Genomic DNA, 16,426 nt, shown 5'->3' with positions numbered 1-16,426 from the left:
TGGCGAAAAAGTGTGTGCATCTGCCCCCGTATAAGGAGCCCCGGAGCGCTTGTTATGGCTCTCTGGCAGGCGAAAAAAGGCGCAACTATTCCCATGCAAGGAGGCGACGTCTAATGCCGTAAACGCCTACCCTATGCAGAATCGGCATGAACTTTTCTAAATGAAACTGGCGTCCCAACCAATTTAATACGACATTTCGGCAGCAATAAGTACCGTGAACCGGCCATTCCTGCGGCGGTCCGGGTATTTGTCCCGCGAGCGATTCAAGGCTAAAACTTCAGAAAAAACCTACGTTTAGCGCGAAAAAATCGTTGCCATGTGCAGGCATATTCTCGATATACGGTCGCAAAGAAACACCGCGAAATGCTTTTCCGGGAAGTTAGCAGAAGTAGCATAGCGATAATTGAGCAGAACGCTCATGGATAGTGCTTTTAGCGAGTGAAGCTCTTCGCAAATTCGTCGAGTCCAATGACCCGGCGAACTTGCGTCGCAGCTTTTGCCTGACCCGGCCCTTGCGCAGGCACTCCCTGTACCCGTAGGTCACTCCGACCCTGTAACAGTCAGAACGTCCCGACCCCATGGTCATGCGTCTACCTTCCTCGGGTAGCGCAGTAGAAAGAAGCATGGTGCTTCCTTCATATGACGAATTCAGTACCCGTTCGGATTTTTCTTCAGCTGATCCATCAGCAAACCCTGAAGCTTTTGGCCATCACTGGCCGCCATCGCCATGGCATTACCGCCCAGGAGTAGGGCGGGTGCCAGTGTCTTGAACAGAACGCTCATGTTCAGCCTCGACCGCGACGGCCAAAGAAGAAGGAAGCAATGAACATCACCAGGAACACGACAAAGAGAATCTTGGCGATACCCGTGGCGGTGCCCGCGATACCACCGAAGCCCAATACTGCAGCGATGATGGCAATGATCAAGAATGTGATTGCCCAGCTCAACATGGTGATTCTCCTTACGCTTCATTATTTAGAGGTGTCACTGGTGGTGCTTGTCCCGGCGCACAGAGCACGCCAAGTTCGGTTATCTAAAATACCCAGCGCTCCTGACGCGGCATCTCATCCATAGGCTGAGCCTGGTCGACGTCCATCATTCGCATGGGAACGATGTCAGCCAGGTTGCTGCTGGCGGCGCTGAAGTGGGTTTGAGTTGGATGTTGAATCGACAGGTGTGGCGCCTCTGGTTGCTGGCTCTGCTCCCAGCGAAGGATCTGTTGGCCGGCGATCAACGTGATCAGCATCGCCAGCACAGCAAACAAGCCTTGCTGGATATGCAGTGGCGAGATACGCAGTTGGGCGGCACGGTAGCGATTCATCCTGAAGCTCCTCCCACTTTGGTGGTGATCTTGTTAGAGGGCGTCGTATAGAAAATGCCCTGATTACCCAAGCCATTGCAGCCTGCATGCCAGCTTTTTTGCTCGTATAAAAATCAATAAAATCAAATAGTTATAAAGATTATGGAAATCGGTTGCGACGCATCCTGCACGATGACTCTTCCTCGGTCGTGCGAAATGCACGATCAATTCGTGGGTCGTTTTAATATTTTTGAATTGAGCGGCGGGCGCAGATGTCAGAAAGGGAGGCGAGCTTTCTCCTATATCTCAATGTTTAGATAAAAAACCCGACAATTCAGCGGATTAGGCAGGATGGCGGCAGATAGCTACCCGACTGGCGCTGGAATGGATCAGAATCGACCATGCAACTTGCCCGATTTATCCGGGACTAACCAAGATCAATCATTAAAGGAGCGCAGGAACATGGAATCAGCCATGGTGAATCAAGGCCGCATTCTGCTGGTGGACGATGAGTCCGCTATCCTGCGAACCTTCCGCTATTGCCTTGAAGACGAAGGCTATAGCGTCTCCACCGCGACCAGCGCTGCCCAGGCGGATGCCTTGTTGCAGCGTCAAGTGTTCGATCTGTGCTTCCTTGATTTGCGCCTGGGTGAGGACAATGGTCTGGACGTGCTGGCCCAAATGCGTATCCAGGCGCCATGGATGCGTGTGGTAATCGTCACCGCGCACTCGGCCGTGGACACCGCTGTCGATGCGATTCAGGCAGGGGCCGCCGACTACCTCGTAAAGCCGTGCAGCCCCGATCAATTACGTCTGGCCACCGCCAAGCAGTTGGAAGTGCGGCAACTGTCTGCTCGCCTGGAAGCCCTTGAAGGTGAAGTGCGTAAACCCAAGGATGGTCTGGACTCCCACAGCCCAGCGATGAAAGTGGTGCTCGAAACCGCCCGCCAGGTCGCCGGTACCGATGCCAACATTCTGATTCTGGGCGAGTCCGGCACCGGTAAAGGTGAGCTGTCCCAGGCCATTCACGGCTGGAGCAAGCGCCAGAAGAAGTCCTGCGTCACGATCAACTGCCCGTCCTTGACCGCTGAACTCATGGAAAGCGAACTCTTTGGTCACAGTCGTGGTGCCTTTACCGGTGCCAGCGAAAGCACACTCGGGCGCGTCAATCAGGCTGACGGAGGAACGCTGTTTCTCGACGAGATCGGCGATTTTCCTCTGACGTTGCAGCCAAAATTGCTGCGGTTCATTCAGGACAAGGAATACGAGCGGGTCGGTGATCCAGTGACCCGCCGCGCCGATGTAYGAATTCTTGCAGCGACTAACCTGAACCTTGAAGACATGGTGCGGGACGGGCGATTCCGCGAAGACTTGCTCTATCGCCTGAACGTCATCACCTTGCACCTGCCACCGCTGCGGGAACGTCGTGAAGATATCCTCAACTTGGCTGACCGTTTCCTCGCCCGTTTCGTCAAGGAGTACGCGCGCCCGGCCCGGGCCTTCAGCGATGAAGCCCGTGAGGCGCTATTGGGTTATCGCTGGCCCGGCAACATTCGCGAGCTGCGTAACGTGGTGGAGCGGGCGAGCATTATTTGTCCGCAGGAGCGGGTGGAGATCAGTCACCTGGGCATGGCCGAGACCCCGATTAATAACGCACCGCGCATTGGCGCGGCGTTGAGCCTGGATGAGTTGGAAAAAGCCCACATCGGTGCAGTACTCGCCACGGCGGATACGCTGGATCAGGCGGCAAAGACCCTGGGCATTGATGCCTCGACCCTGTACCGCAAACGCAAGCAATACAACTTGTGAGCTGTAACCGATGAAACTGGCGATGAAGCTGCGTACTCGGCTGTTCCTGAGTATTTCTGCACTGATCACCGTGGCATTGCTCGGGCTCTTGCTCGGGCTGGTCAGCGTGATGCAGATGGCAGGCTCCCAAGAAGCGCTCGTTCGCAACAACTTCGCCACCCTCGACCTGGGGCTGAAACTGCGTCAGACCCTGGGCGATCAATTGATGGTCATGGTCAGCGATAAGCCCGATCCCGCCAAGTTCGAGGTGGCCAGGCAGCACTACATCCAGTTACTCGATGAAGGCATTGCCCTCGAACAATCCGGCAATGGTGGCCCATATGGGTTCGAACAGGCCAAGGATGACTATCTGGATTTTCTTCAAGCCTACGGCCAGGCCTCTGATCCGGCCAAGGTATTGAGTGGCAACGAAGCACTCACGGAAAAATTCAACACGTTGCGTAACGGTCTGCTCACAGAACACAAGCGCGCGCTGGATAACATCACTGACACCGAGCGCCAGTCTCGCGAGCGCGCATTGCTGGTGGCTGGCCTGTTGGGGTTGGTGGGGTTGGCGGTGCTGATCATTGGATTTGTGACTGCTCACGCGATTGCCCGACGTTTTGGTGAGCCGATCGAAGCCTTGGCCCAGGCCGCCGACAATATTGGCCAGGGCAATTTCGAGGTGACCCTGCCGATTTCGTCCGCCGTGGAACTGAACCTGCTGACCAGGCGTTTCGGGATCATGGCCGAGGCACTACGTGAGCACCAAGCTACCAATATCGACGAGCTGCTCGCCGGTCAACAACGCCTGCAAGCCGTGCTCGACAGCATCGACGACGGATTGTTGATGATTGATCGCGAAGGTCATCTCGAACACCTCAATCCGGTGGCTCAGCGCCAATTGGGTTGGGACACCGATCGCCTGGGTCAGGGACTGGGCGCGGCCCTTGAACGTCCCGAACTGGATGAACAGCTGCAGCTGGTGCTGCGTGGCGGAACGCTGGAGCGTGCGCCGGAAGACTTGAGTATTGAGGTCGATGGTGAGTCGAGGTTGCTGACCTACAGCCTGACGCCGGTCATCCATACCCAAGGTCATATTCTCGGCGCGGTGATGGTGTTACATGACGTCACCGAACAGCGCGCGTTCGAACGGGTGCGCAGCGAGTTTGTCTTGCGGGCTTCCCATGAGTTGCGAACGCCGGTGACTGGCATGCACATGGCTTTCGGCCTGTTTCGTGAGCGGGCGAAATTTCCACAGGATTCTCGCGAAGCCGACCTGCTGGATACCGTCAATGAAGAAATGCAGCGCTTGATGCAGTTGATCAACGACCTGCTGAACTTCTCTCGCTACCAGAACGGATTGCAGAAACTGTCCCTGGCCCCATGCTCCATCGAGGATCTGCTGGCGCAGGCCCATGCCCGCTTTGCCGAGGCTGCGACGGAGCAGGGCATCGAATTGCGAGTAGAAGTGCAAGGGCCGCTGCCCCGGTTGCAGGCTGATCAACCGCAACTGGACCGAGTGCTCGACAACCTGATCGACAACGCTTTGCGCCATACCGGGCGGGAAGGGCTGATTCGGTTGCAGGCCCGACGCCATGGCGAGCGGGTGATTATCAGTGTCGAGGACAACGGCGAAGGGATTGCCTATGGTCAGCAAGGGCGAATCTTCGAGCCCTTTGTCCAGGTCGGCCGCAAGAAAGGCGGTGCGGGGCTGGGTTTGGCGCTGTGCAAGGAAATCGTGCAACTGCACGGTGGGCGGATGGGCGTCTATTCACGGCCGGGGCAGGGGACGCAGTTCTACATGGCGCTGGCGGTTTAAGCCGCTTTCACGCCTCGTCACTCATGCGCCGGCCCGCCTTTCGACGGCCGCGGGTAATCAGTTCGATTAACTGCACGGAACTCAAGGCATGTGCGAACAGCCAGCCCTGACCGAACTTTACCCCTTCACTGCATAGAAACGCTGCCTGCGCTTCATGTTCGATGCCTTCGGCGATCACCTTGAGTTGCAGCGCTTGTGCCATGTGAATGATGTGCGGTGCGACGCCGCTACTGGCGGCGTCATGGCCCAGTGCGTCGATAAACGCCTTGTCGATCTTCAGGCAATCCACCGGCAGGGTTTGCAGGTAAGCGAGGCTGCAATAGCCGGTGCCAAAGTCATCGATCAGCACTTGATGCCCGACATCGCGCAACGCTTGCAGATTTTCCCGGGCCACCACCACATCGATCAATCCTCGTTCTGTTACCTCGAATGCAATCTGCTGTGCCGCGACCCGGTGCAGCGTCAGCAAGCGGGCCATCACCTGACCGATACGGGGCACCATCACATCGCACGCGGCAAGGTTTACCGAGATGTACAACTGCGGGTTGGCGCGTAGCAGTTGCCCCAGTTGTTCGAGCAACCGTTGCAGTACGAAATCGGTCATCTGCCGGATCTGGCCGGTGTTTTCCGCCATGGGGATAAACAGGTCGGGGCTGGTCAATGTGCCGTCTGGCCTCCGCCAGCGCAGCAACGCTTCGGCACCGACACAGTTGCGGCTGTCGAGATCGAAGATCGGTTGATACAACACTTGAAGCTCACCTCGCCGTATGGCGCCGTGCAGTTCGGCGTCCAGCGACTGGCGCTGGCGTACCAGCAGAAACACCAGAAAACCAACAATGACGCCCAGCATCAGACTGGCAGGAAGCAGCCACCACCACACCGCCGGCACGTGCATGACACTGCGCGGTGTGATCAATACCAGTTGGTATTCCGGATTGTTGGTCGGCATGTGGTAAATCAAACGGGTTTGCGTGACTTGCAGTGCGTCGCGGCGTTTGGGGGTCCAGGATTCCGTCGGTGGCCAGGCTTGGGCAGCACCCAGGACGGGAATGGCGCGAGTGCCGTGGTCCAGCACCACTAGCAGGCTGCTTCCGGGCGACAGGTCGACCATGTCGGTCAAATGTCCGCGAGACGTTGCCACCCGGAAATTTCCCCTTCCAAGCATCAGCGCAGCACGATTTTCATCGGGTTCGGTGGTGGTGTTCAGCCAATAGCTGTAGGTGGGGCCTTTGATGTCGGGAGGTCGCAGCAGCGAAAGCCCTTCCTGGCGAGGACGGTTGGAGCACAAGCGTGAATCATCGACGTAAGCCGCTTCGTAAACGAAGCGGTAATTGAAACTGACCTGTTGCAAGGTTGCGATCAATTCGGCATCGCAGCCTCGCAGCGGCTGGGCTTCGAGGTCGTCGAGGCTTTCGCGCAGCTGCCCGAACAGCTGTTCGAGGCGAGCGAGGAAGCGCTCGCCCTGAGCATTCATTTCCTCGCTTTCGTTCTGTTCAACCTGATGCATCGCCACGAACAAACTACCGGTGATCAATAACGTCGCGCTCAGGGCAGCCGCCAACATCGCCAAAAACCAGGGGCGATAGAACCAGCTACGGAGTGTCTCGCGCGCTACAGTCATTATTAATATCCGAAGAATTACCAATGAGTTATAGCTGCTGATTGGGAAAAAGCTCTTACCGTCGGACGAGCGCCATTATTTTGTCTGATTCAGGACCTGGAGGAGGGCAGCCGTTTCAGCATCTGGTGTGCCGTCGAAGCGGGAAGGGCGAAAGTGCAACTGAAAAGCCGCCAACACATGGCGCGTCGCTACGTMCAGTTCACCGGTTTGTGGCGTGGCATAACCCAGTTTGGCCAGTTGCCCCTGAAACCAGCTGATGCTCGGCAATTGCGCTGCGAATTGCGCTTGCTGGCGCGCCACAGCTTGCTCGTTCGGCCAGACTCCAATGCCTACGGCGGCCAGGCGTTTCCAAGGGAACAGCGGACCGGGGTCGAGCTTGCGCATTGGCGCGATATCACTATGGCCGATGATGGCGCGAGGATGGATGTTGTAACGCTTGCTGATGTCTTTGAGCAGGACGATCAACGATTGCACTTGATCTTCACTGTAGGGATACCAGACGCGTCCGGTGGGAGTGTCTTTGAAGCCCGGGTTGACGATTTCGATACCGATGGAGCTGGAGTTCAGCCAGGTTCTGCCTTGCCATTCGCTTTCGCCCGCGTGCCAGGCGCGAAAATTCTCGTCCATCAGCTTGTAGATGGTGGCGCCCTTGTCGTCGCCAATCAGGTAATGACTGCTGACTTCTCCGTGGGTCAGCAATTGCAGTGAGCGCTCCAGCGAGGCATTGGTGTAATGCAGCACCACGAACTGGATACGACTGTCGTAATTGGTCGAAGGGTGGCTGGTGTCGATACGGGGGCCGCTGGCACAACCGGCCAACAGCAGCAGAGACGTAATGAGAGCAAGATATTTCATGGCAGGAGGCAGTACACGCGAGACAGTAATGCAACAGTGTAACGTACTGTTTTGAGTGTCGACGGCAAATGCTCTGTTTTAAACAAAATCGAACAAAATGGCCGTTATCCGACCTCCACCCGATTGCGCCCGGCATTTTTGGCGCGATACAGCGCCTGATCGGCTCTTTTGAGTGCCATGTCGGTATGTTCGCCGGGTTTTAGCGCCGTAAGGCCCATGGAAATTGTGATGGTTACGCGCTCGCCTTTAAAGTGAAAAGGGCAGGCTTCAATTGAGGCGCGCAGGGTTTCCAGCAGTTTTGCGCCCACTGCCGGCACCGTGCAGGGCATCAGGAGCACAAACTCCTCACCTCCAAATCGCGCGATGAAATCGGTGCCGCGCAGGCGCTTGCGCAGCACGTTGGCGATGATTTTCAGCACCTTGTCGCCTGCCAGGTGACCATAGTTGTCATTGATACTTTTGAAGTGATCGAGATCAAGCATGACCAGCAACAGGGTATTGCCGTGCCGTTTCCATTGGCCGACTTCGTGATCAAGGCGTTCACTCCAGGCGGCTCGATTGGGCAGGCCGGTGAGCGGATCGATCAGCGCTTTCTGCCGCTGCTCTTCAAGGTGTTCACGGTAACCCAGCGCTTCCTGCTCCATGTGCGCCACCCGTTCAGCCAGGCTGTTTAACCGTGCGGCTACCGCTTGTTCACGTTCGTCACGCTGCTGCTTGTGGTGATCCATGGTGCCCAGCAGACCTTCAAGATGGTTCTCCAGGACGAGCTTGAGGTCATCCAGGTCCGCCGCTTCCTGCATGCTGCTGTGCAAGCCGTCGACCTGTTCGCGGATCTGCGTATCCATCTGGCGCGCCGCAGAGCGGCTGTCGGCGTGGCCTTCGCTGGCAGCCTGCAAGTTACTCTGGAAGGACTCCAGGCGTTCATTGAGTTGCTGTAAATAGGCTTCGAATTCGTGCTGGCCATTGTCATTTATCGCCAGCATCAAGGTCGCTAGATCGTCGAGGATCGGAATCAATTCATACCAGTTCAAACCATTTTGCAGGCGATCACGCATCGCTTCAGCTTGTGGTCGGTAGCGTTCCGGTAATGTCAGATCGTCGAGCAGGCCCAGCAGTGTGTTTTCGATGTGTCTGGCAACCGAGCTGTATGACGGCTCCGGTGAGTCGGGCAAGGCGTAGAGAAGGATATCTGGATCGCGGTGCTCAGGATCAATGGCCGTGAATGCCGGGGTCAGCTCATCAGGATTGATTGCCGGTTGAATCAGCGTGGCGGGTGCGAGGAGGGGAAGGGTGGGCTCTTCCTGGTGTTCATTGTCCGAAGCCGTTTGTGATTCCGGAGTTGGCACATAGGCAGCGACTGCCTCAAGGGCGGGCGGGACAAGTACCCCCCCTTCACAGATGGGTGCCGCTGGTTGTGTGACTGACGGTCGCTCCTCATTCGATGCGTGATCAACATGCGCAATCTCGGCAGCCGGCTCCACAGGCTGCGCAGCGGCTGTGTAAGCGGCAGGAGCGACGACCTGCTGCACTTCCTCGTCAGCGTCGCGGCTGCCGAACAGTCTCTGCAAAAAACCGGGCTGCTCGGGCTCCGCAGGTTTCTCCAACTGACTCAAGGCTTTGCCTTGCAGACCGCTCAGTTCGCTGAGCAGCAACGGAATTTCGCGGGCCTGACTGGCTCTTTCTTCGAGCTTTTTGGCAAAGCTCTTGAGCGGCCGGCTCACTTCCCGCGGCAGCGGCAATGATTGCAGTTGCGCGACCAGCGCAGTCAGTGCGGCGCTGGTTTGATTGACTCGGGTTTCCCGGCGCTGCTCTGAATCGAGCACGGCTTTTTCGAGTCGCGGCAGCAGGGCCGCCAGGCCAGCGTCCATGTCATCGGTACGCACGACTTCGCGCATCTCTTCCATGCATTGGTCGACGGCGCGGTCAGTACCTTCAGCAGCCAGCGTGCTACGCACCAGCCCACGGCGCAGCAGGTCGAGCCGGGCATCCCAGCGACGTTCAAGCTTTTCCAGTTGTTCGATGCTTTTGAGGTATTTCTCTTTCCAGCGCTGTGTTTCGTCGCTCATTCATGGGGTCCGCGCGGGGCAGGGCTCAACGCGGGTAATGCATCCGCAGTGAGCGAACCCGGCAGACGAATCTCTACCGCGACTGGCAGGTGATCGGAAATGGGCTGTGCCAGGACCTCGACCTTTTCAAGGGTCAGCGTCGGGCTAAGTAGAATGTGGTCCAGGCAGCGCTGTGGGCGCCAGCTGGGGAAGGTTGCTTCCAGTTGCGGTGCGAGCAGCCCGAGGTCACGCAACGGGGAGTTTTGCAGCAAGTCACTGGCATGGGTATTCATGTCGCCCATCAGCACCTGGTGTTTATAGCCGCCGATCAACTCGCGGATGTAGGCCAGTTGCAGGCTGCGCACGCGAGCGCCCAGCGCCAGATGCATCATGACCACCACCAATGCCTCCGGACCTTCGCCGAAGCGCACCAGAATCGCTCCGCGACCCTTGGGCCCCGGCAGCGGGTGATCTTCAATCACCCATGGGCGCAAGCGGCTGAGCACGCCATTGCTGTGCTGGCCGAGGCGTCCGAGGTTGCGATTGAGTTGTTGATACCAGTAGGGGAAGGCGCCGAGCTGCGCCAGGTGTTCGACTTGATTGACGTAGCCTGATCGCAGGCTGCCGCCATCGGCTTCTTGCAAGGCGACCAGATCGAAGTCGCCCAGCAGGTTGCCGATTTTTTGCAGGTTGTCGGCACGCCCGGTGTGCGGCAACAAGTGTTGCCAGCCTCGGGTCAGATAATGCCGATACCGCTCGGTACTGATGCCGACCTGGATATTAAAGCTGAGCAAGCGCAGACGACTGTCTGCGGGCAAGCCCGTCGACTCCAGGTGATGTTCGTTGACCCGTGGATCATGCAGGCCAACAACGCGTTCAGTTCCCCAGCGGCGCATGGCAGTCGCTTCGCTTAGTTGGCGGCAGCCTTGCTAGCCGCTCGCTCTTTGTCGACCAGTGTATCGGCCAGTTTCAGGGCTTGCTCGGCACCGCCGGCAGAGCCCACGTCAAAGCGGTATTTACCGTTGACGATCATGGTCGGTACGCCCGAGATTTCATACTTCTTCGCAAGGTCTTTGGCTTTGGTGATCTGGCCCTTGATGGCGAAGGAGTTGAAGGTGGCCAGGAACTTGTCCTTGTCGACGCCCTGAGTGGCCAGGAACTCTGCCATTTCTTCTGGAGTGACCAGTTTCTTGTGTTCTTTCTGGATTGCTTCGAAAACCGCGGCGTGAACCTTGTGCTCGACACCCATGGCTTCCAGAGTCAGGAACATCTGGCCGTGAGCATMCCACGGGCCGCCGAACATGGCTGGAATACGCACGAAGTTCACGTCGGAGGGCAGCTTCTCGACCCAAGGATTGATCACCGGTTCGAACGCATAGCAGTGCGGGCAGCCATACCAGAACAGCTCCACGACTTCGATTTTGCCAGGCACGGCGACCGGAACCGGATTGGTCAGTTCGACAAAAGGGGCGGCTGGGGCTTCGGCGGCTTGGGCCGTCATGCCGAACAGGCTGGCAGCGACGAATGCGGCGCTGATGATCAGATTACGCATGCTTTACTCCTGGACAATTTTGGTCGCCTCGCGCGACCTGTTTTCAGACAGGTCCTGGCGGGCTTGAGTTCTGTAGTGTAACGGCAGCGGCCACAAAAAAGGGCGGCCTAAGCCACCCTTTTTATACTTGCTGCGACGGATTAATCGAGCGTTAACGTTGCAAGAGATGTTCATCGCTCGCAACGCTCGATCAACCGGCCTTAGTGCAGGCCTTGAATGTAACTGGACACGGCGGCGATATCTTCGTCGCTCAGTCGTTTGGCAATGGTCTGCATGGTTTTGGCATCGCCATCGTTGGTGCGTCCGCCTTCTTCCTTACGGAAATCGGTCAGTTGCTTGGCGACGTATTGAGCGTGCTGGCCACCCAGATGGGGGAAGCCGGCGGCCGCATTGCCCTTGCCGTCTGGAGAGTGGCAACCGGTGCAGGCTGGCAGGCCCTTGGCCAGGTCGCCGCCACGGAACAAGGCTTCACCGCGGGCCACGATTTTAGGGTCGGCGGCGCCAACACTGCCGTTCTGTTTGGCGAAGTAGGCAGCGATATCAGCCAGATCCTGATCGCTCAGGTTGGTCAGCAGCCCGGTCATTTCCAGAACGGTGCGCTTGCCCGACTTGATGTCGTGCAGCTGTTTGGTCAGGTAGCGTTCACCCTGGCCTGCCAGTTTTGGAAAGTTAGGCGCCATGCTGTTGCCATCCGGGCCATGACAGGCGCCACATACTGCGGCTTTCGCCTGACCAGCAGTCGCATCACCTGCAGCATGGGCAATGCCGGAGATCCCCACGGTCAACAGCAGACTCACGATCAATTTGTTCATCAGCTAATCCAACTACGGCTAAGGGTTAAAGAGTTATGGACCGGAATCACTCGCTCATCCACTGGATGATTGCCTGGTAATCCTCGGCACTGCAGTCCATGCACAAACCACGCGGCGGCATCGCCTTGAAACCCTGGGTCACGTGTTGCACCAGCGTCTCCATACCTTTCGCCAACCTCGGCGTCCAAGCTTCCTGATCGCCCTTTTGAGGGGCCATGGGTAGTTGGCCGGAATGACAGGCACCACAAACACGGTTGTACACAGCTTCCGGATCCTGTGTAGCCTGAGCGCTGTAAAGCGGCATCAAGACACCGGCAGCTAGCAGCCATTTCGTCATAAAACGACCTTTTCAGGGTTGAGAGCATGTTGCGTTCTAGTGCGCAATCAAGGTCAATCGCTCTCGTGATCTTCATCCTACGCTGGGACAAAGCGCACACAAAATCTGCGGCATTATATACTGGCGTCACTGAAACGGAAACGACACCGCTTGCCGCGTCCATTCCCGGCGCCGCCCACATCGGAAATCCCATGCAACTCAAGAATCCCATCCTCGGCCTGTGCCAACAGTCCACCTTCATGCTCAGCGCTGCCAAAGTCGATCAATGCCCGGACGATGAAGGCTTTGAAGTGGCCTTCGCCGGCCGTTCCAACGCCGGCAAGTCCAGTGCGCTGAACACCCTGACGCACGCCAGTCTTGCGCGAACCTCGAAAACCCCGGGGCGCACGCAGCTCTTGAACTTCTTCAAGCTAGACGATGATCGTCGTCTGGTCGACCTTCCGGGTTACGGTTACGCAAAAGTACCTATCCCGCTGAAGCTGCACTGGCAGCGTCACCTGGAAGCGTATCTGGGTGGTCGCGAGAGTTTGAAAGGTCTGATTTTGATGATGGACATCCGTCATCCAATGACCGACTTCGACTTGTTGATGCTCGATTGGGCTGTCGCCAGCGGCATGCCGATGCATATTTTGCTGACCAAAGCCGACAAGCTGACGTACGGCGCGGCGAAAAACGTCCTGCTCAAAGTTCAGGCCGATATCCGTAAGGGCTGGGGGGATGCAGTCAGTATTCAGCTGTTCTCGGCGCCAAAACGCCTGGGTCTGGAAGACGCCTACACTGTGCTGGCAGGCTGGATGGAGCTGGCGGACAAAGGTTCCGAGGCTGCCGAGTAAGGCATTGAGGCAATTGGCAGGCAAAAAAAAACCCCGGACTTCTATGGGGAGGAGGAAGTTCCGGGGCTCAAGTTCCGGACCGCTAGGGCGGGGTCCAGATTATCTGCCAACACTTAACACAACATAGGAGCATCGAAGGGCTTCACCAGCCATTCAGTAACTCTGAGTGGTAGTTGACGGGTTTAGTTCCGAAGAAGTTCCAAATCCATTGGAAATAAACCCAAGGATTTTTCGATATAAAGCGCTCCGCGCTTTCTGCTGCGGCGCTATGCCACAGCAGAAAACGCCAGTTCAGAAGGCTCAGTGAGCCTCATCCCAGTTATTTCCGACCCCAACCTCTACCAGGAGCGGCACATCCAGCTTCGCAGCGTCGCTCATGTGGATGCGAATCTCCTCGCGAACCTGATCGACCAAATCTTCACGCACTTCGAGAACCAATTCATCGTGCACCTGCAGGATGACTTTGGCGTCGAGGCCTGACGAAGTCAGCCAGTTATCCACGGCCACCATGGCTTTCTTGATGATGTCCGCTGCCGTGCCTTGCATCGGGGCGTTGATCGCCGTGCGCTCGGCACCTTTGCGCAGGGCCGGGTTTTTCGCGTTGATTTCCGGCAGGTACAGACGGCGACCGAAGATCGTCTCAACAAAACCTTGCTCGGCCGCCTGGGCGCGAGTGCGCTCCATGTATTGCAGCACGCCTGGGTAACGGGCGAAATAACGGTCGATGTACGCCTGCGACTGCTTGCGATCAACACCGATCTGCTTGGCCAGGCCGAACGCGCTCATGCCGTAGATCAAACCGAAGTTGATCGCTTTGGCACTACGACGCTGATCGGTGGTCACATCCGCCAGTTCAACGCCGAAGACTTCGGCCGCCGTGGCTTTATGCACGTCCAGATCATTGCGGAAGGCGTGCAGCAACCCTTCGTCCTTGGCCAGATGGGCCATGATCCGCAGTTCAATCTGCGAGTAGTCCGCCGCCAGCAATTTGTAACCTGTGGGTGCAACAAACGCCTGACGAATGCGACGGCCTTCGGCGGTGCGGATCGGAATGTTCTGCAGGTTCGGATCGCTGGACGACAACCGCCCGGTGGCTGCCACGGCCTGATGGTAGGAAGTGTGAATCCGGCCGGTGCGCGGGTTGATCTGTTCCGGCAGGCGGTCGGTGTAGGTGCTTTTCAGCTTGCTCATCGAGCGGTACTGCATCAGCACTTTGGGCAGCGGGAAATCCTGCTCGGCCAGTTCCGCCAGCACGGCTTCGGCGGTGGAGGCCTGGCCCTTGGCGGTTTTGCTGAGGACCGGCAGGCCGAGTTTTTCGTACAGGATCACGCCCAATTGCTTGGGCGAGCCGAGGTTGAATTCTTCGCCGGCGATGGCGAATGCCTCACGCTCGAGGGCGACCATTTTCTCGCCCAGTTCCACGCTTTGAATGCCCAGCAGATTGGCGTCGACCAGCGCCCCCTGGCGTTCAATCCGCGCCAGCACCGGTACCAGCGGCATTTCGATTTCGCTGAGGACTCTGCTCAGGCTCGGGATGGCATTGAGCTTTTCCTGCAACGTCTGGTGCAGGCGCAGCGTCACGTCGGCGTCTTCGGCGGCGTAAGGCCCGGCCAGTTCCAGGGAAATCTGGTCGAACGTCAACTGTTTGGCGCCTTTGCCGGCGATGTCCTGGAAGCTGGTAGTGGTGTGATTCAGGTACTTGAGCGCCAGGCTGTCCATGTCGTGGCGGGTCGCCGTGGAGTCCAGCACGTAGGATTCGAGCATCGTGTCGAAAGCGATGCCCCGCACAGTGATACCGCAGCTCTGATCACCGCCGATGGCGCAGTTGGCCAGGATGTTCATGTCGAACTTGGCGTGCTGGCCAACCTTGAGCTTGTTCGGGTCTTCCAGAATCGGTTTCAGTGCGCGAAGCACGGTGTCGCGGTCCAGCTGATCCGGTACGCCCATGTAGGAATGGGTCAGGGGGATGTAGGCAGCTTCGTTGGCTTGTACAGCGAACGACAGGCCGACCAGTTGCGCCTGCTGCGCATCAATGCCGGTGGTTTCGGTATCGAAGGCGATCAGCTTGGCGTCGTTGAGCTTCTTTAGCCACAGGTCGAAATCAGCCTGGGTGAGGATCGTGGTGTATTTGAGTTCGGTCTCGGCGACGACTTCTTCAACCACGGGCGCGGTCACTTCCTGGCCGGAGCGCTTGGCGTCGCGCTGGTTGTCTTCGAACCAGCTCTTGAACTCCAGCAAGGTGTACAGCTCAGCGAGCTTGTCGTGATCCGGTTTGCCCATTTGCAAGTCATCGAGGCCGATGTCCAGCGGCACGTCGATCTTGATGGTTGCCAGCTGGTAGGAGAGGAACGCCATCTCCTTGTGCTCTTCGAGCTTGGCCGGCAGGGTTTTCGCGCCGCGAATCGGCAGGGTCGGGACGATGTCGAGCTGTGCATACAGTTCGGTCAGGCCGCCATTTACACCCACCAACAAGCCGGAAGCGGTCTTCGGGCCAATACCCGGAACGCCCGGGATGTTGTCGGAAGAGTCGCCCATCAGTGCCAGATAATCGATGATCTGCTCGGGAGCGACGCCGAATTTCTCCTTCACGCCCTCCACGTCCATACTGCTACCGGTCATGGTGTTGACCAAGGTTATGTGGCCGTCGACCAGTTGCGCCATGTCTTTGTCGCCGGTGGAGATGATCACCGGGCGATCCGCCGCTGCACTGCTGCGGGCCAGGGTGCCGATCACGTCATCGGCCTCGACGCCTTCGACGCACAGCAGCGGGAAGCCAAGGGCGATCACGCTCTGGTGCAACGGCTCGATTTGCACACGCATGTCGTCGGGCATGCTCGGACGGTTGGCCTTGTATTCGGCGTACATGTCATCGCGAAATGTCCCACCCTTGGCGTCGAACACTACCGCGAACGGACTGTCCGGGTACTGCTTGCGCAGACTCTTGAGCATGTTCAATACGCCCTTGACCGCACCGGTCGGCAGGCCTTTGGACGTGGTCAGCGGTGGCAGCGCGTGAAAGGCGCGGTACAGGTAAGAAGAACCGTCCACCAGGACGAGGGGGGCTTGGCTCATGAGCAGGATCAACCTTTTCGGCGGGTCCGGCGCTAGAATAGCGGGACCGTTGACGACAAAGGGACAAGGTTATCATGCGCACACTAAATCGCCTGTTGCTGGCTGGCTTGTTTGCAACTGTTCCATTAGCCGTCATGGCGGCGGACGATGCGCCGACAGCGGAGCCGGAAGTTACGATCCGCACGGAAGGGGACAAGGTCATTCAGGAGTACCGTCAAAATGGTTTCCTGTATGCGATCAAGGTCACACCGAAAGGCGCACCGCCATATTTTCTGGTACGCGCCGATGGTACAGATGCAAACTTCATCCGCTCGGATCAGCCGGATATGCTGATTCCGGCGTGGAAAATCTTTGAGTGGAAGTAGTTTCTTAATTTCAATTGGCGCTGG

General features: G+C 57.7%; 15 protein-coding genes. 4 read left to right on the top strand and 11 right to left on the bottom strand.

What is annotated here, in order from left to right; translation table 11 throughout:
* Nucleotides 1-648 precede the first annotated feature (648 nt).
* The 3 genes from AC1DSG_RS03020 to AC1DSG_RS03010 all read right to left on the bottom strand — a co-directional run bounded on the left by AC1DSG_RS03020 (nt 649) and on the right by AC1DSG_RS03010 (nt 1,321).
* Nucleotides 649-783 carry a hypothetical protein gene (locus tag AC1DSG_RS03020; RefSeq protein WP_477789521.1) on the bottom strand — a complete coding sequence of 45 codons (135 nt, stop codon included), beginning with the start codon at nt 781-783 and terminating at the stop codon, nt 649-651.
* A 2-nt stretch (nt 784-785) separates the two neighbouring features.
* Nucleotides 786-950, bottom strand: coding sequence for a DUF1328 domain-containing protein (locus AC1DSG_RS03015; protein WP_003177151.1), 165 nt, complete (start codon nt 948-950; stop codon nt 786-788).
* A gap of 83 nt (nt 951-1,033) precedes the next feature.
* Nucleotides 1,034-1,321, bottom strand: a complete 288-nt coding sequence (locus tag AC1DSG_RS03010) for a hypothetical protein (RefSeq protein ID WP_477789520.1) — start codon at nt 1,319-1,321, stop codon at nt 1,034-1,036.
* A 441-nt stretch (nt 1,322-1,762) separates the two neighbouring features.
* Here AC1DSG_RS03010 and algB point away from each other — a divergent pair, with 441 nt between their 5' ends.
* Nucleotides 1,763-3,109 (top strand): sigma-54-dependent response regulator transcription factor AlgB, encoded by a 1,347-nt coding sequence (gene algB, locus AC1DSG_RS03005; RefSeq protein WP_477789519.1) that lies wholly within the window; start codon nt 1,763-1,765, stop codon nt 3,107-3,109.
* Nucleotides 3,110-3,119: 10 nt separating this feature from the next.
* Nucleotides 3,120-4,910, top strand: a complete 1,791-nt coding sequence (locus AC1DSG_RS03000; protein WP_477789518.1) for a KinB sensor domain-containing domain — start codon at nt 3,120-3,122, stop codon at nt 4,908-4,910.
* Nucleotides 4,911-4,917: 7 nt separating this feature from the next.
* On the opposite strand, the gene AC1DSG_RS02995 is transcribed toward AC1DSG_RS03000, so the two are convergent.
* The 7 genes from AC1DSG_RS02995 to AC1DSG_RS02965 form a co-directional block, all read right to left on the bottom strand.
* Nucleotides 4,918-6,531 (bottom strand): EAL domain-containing protein, encoded by a 1,614-nt coding sequence (locus AC1DSG_RS02995; RefSeq protein ID WP_477789517.1) that lies wholly within the window; start codon nt 6,529-6,531, stop codon nt 4,918-4,920.
* A 75-nt stretch (nt 6,532-6,606) separates the two neighbouring features.
* Complete coding sequence (locus AC1DSG_RS02990; protein WP_477789516.1) at nt 6,607-7,386, bottom strand: N-acetylmuramoyl-L-alanine amidase; 780 nt, start codon at nt 7,384-7,386, stop codon at nt 6,607-6,609.
* 104 nt (nt 7,387-7,490) lie between these two features.
* On the bottom strand, nt 7,491-9,452 hold the full coding sequence (locus AC1DSG_RS02985) for a GGDEF domain-containing protein (RefSeq protein WP_477789515.1): 1,962 nt from the start codon (nt 9,450-9,452) through the stop codon (nt 7,491-7,493).
* Nucleotides 9,449-10,327, bottom strand: a complete 879-nt coding sequence (locus AC1DSG_RS02980) for an endonuclease/exonuclease/phosphatase family protein (RefSeq protein ID WP_477789514.1) — start codon at nt 10,325-10,327, stop codon at nt 9,449-9,451. The genes AC1DSG_RS02985 and AC1DSG_RS02980 overlap by 4 nt, the downstream gene beginning before the upstream one ends.
* Nucleotides 10,328-10,341: 14 nt before the next feature.
* The gene (locus tag AC1DSG_RS02975) at nt 10,342-10,983 is read right to left on the bottom strand and encodes a thiol:disulfide interchange protein DsbA/DsbL (RefSeq protein ID WP_477789513.1); all 642 of its coding nucleotides are present in this window, start codon (nt 10,981-10,983) and stop codon (nt 10,342-10,344) included.
* Nucleotides 10,984-11,183: 200 nt separating this feature from the next.
* On the bottom strand, nt 11,184-11,795 hold the full coding sequence (locus tag AC1DSG_RS02970) for a c-type cytochrome (RefSeq protein WP_477789512.1): 612 nt from the start codon (nt 11,793-11,795) through the stop codon (nt 11,184-11,186).
* Between the two features lie 46 nt (nt 11,796-11,841).
* Nucleotides 11,842-12,132 (bottom strand): c-type cytochrome, encoded by a 291-nt coding sequence (locus AC1DSG_RS02965; protein WP_007947948.1) that lies wholly within the window; start codon nt 12,130-12,132, stop codon nt 11,842-11,844.
* Between the two features lie 191 nt (nt 12,133-12,323).
* Between AC1DSG_RS02965 and yihA the strand changes: the two genes are divergently transcribed.
* Nucleotides 12,324-12,965 carry a ribosome biogenesis GTP-binding protein YihA/YsxC gene (yihA, locus tag AC1DSG_RS02960; protein WP_033049579.1) on the top strand — a complete coding sequence of 214 codons (642 nt, stop codon included), beginning with the start codon at nt 12,324-12,326 and terminating at the stop codon, nt 12,963-12,965.
* Nucleotides 12,966-13,265: 300 nt separating this feature from the next.
* On the opposite strand, the gene polA is transcribed toward yihA, so the two are convergent.
* Nucleotides 13,266-16,037 (bottom strand): DNA polymerase I, encoded by a 2,772-nt coding sequence (gene polA / locus AC1DSG_RS02955; RefSeq protein ID WP_477789511.1) that lies wholly within the window; start codon nt 16,035-16,037, stop codon nt 13,266-13,268.
* A gap of 74 nt (nt 16,038-16,111) precedes the next feature.
* On the opposite strand from polA, the gene AC1DSG_RS02950 reads away from it, so the two are divergent.
* On the top strand, nt 16,112-16,402 hold the full coding sequence (locus AC1DSG_RS02950) for a DUF2782 domain-containing protein (protein WP_007947945.1): 291 nt from the start codon (nt 16,112-16,114) through the stop codon (nt 16,400-16,402).
* Nucleotides 16,403-16,426 lie beyond the last annotated feature (24 nt).

The organism is Pseudomonas sp. P5_A12 (assembly GCF_056400685.1).
The sequence above is the reverse complement of the archived record's forward strand: the minus strand, read 5'-3'. Positions and strand labels throughout refer to the sequence as shown.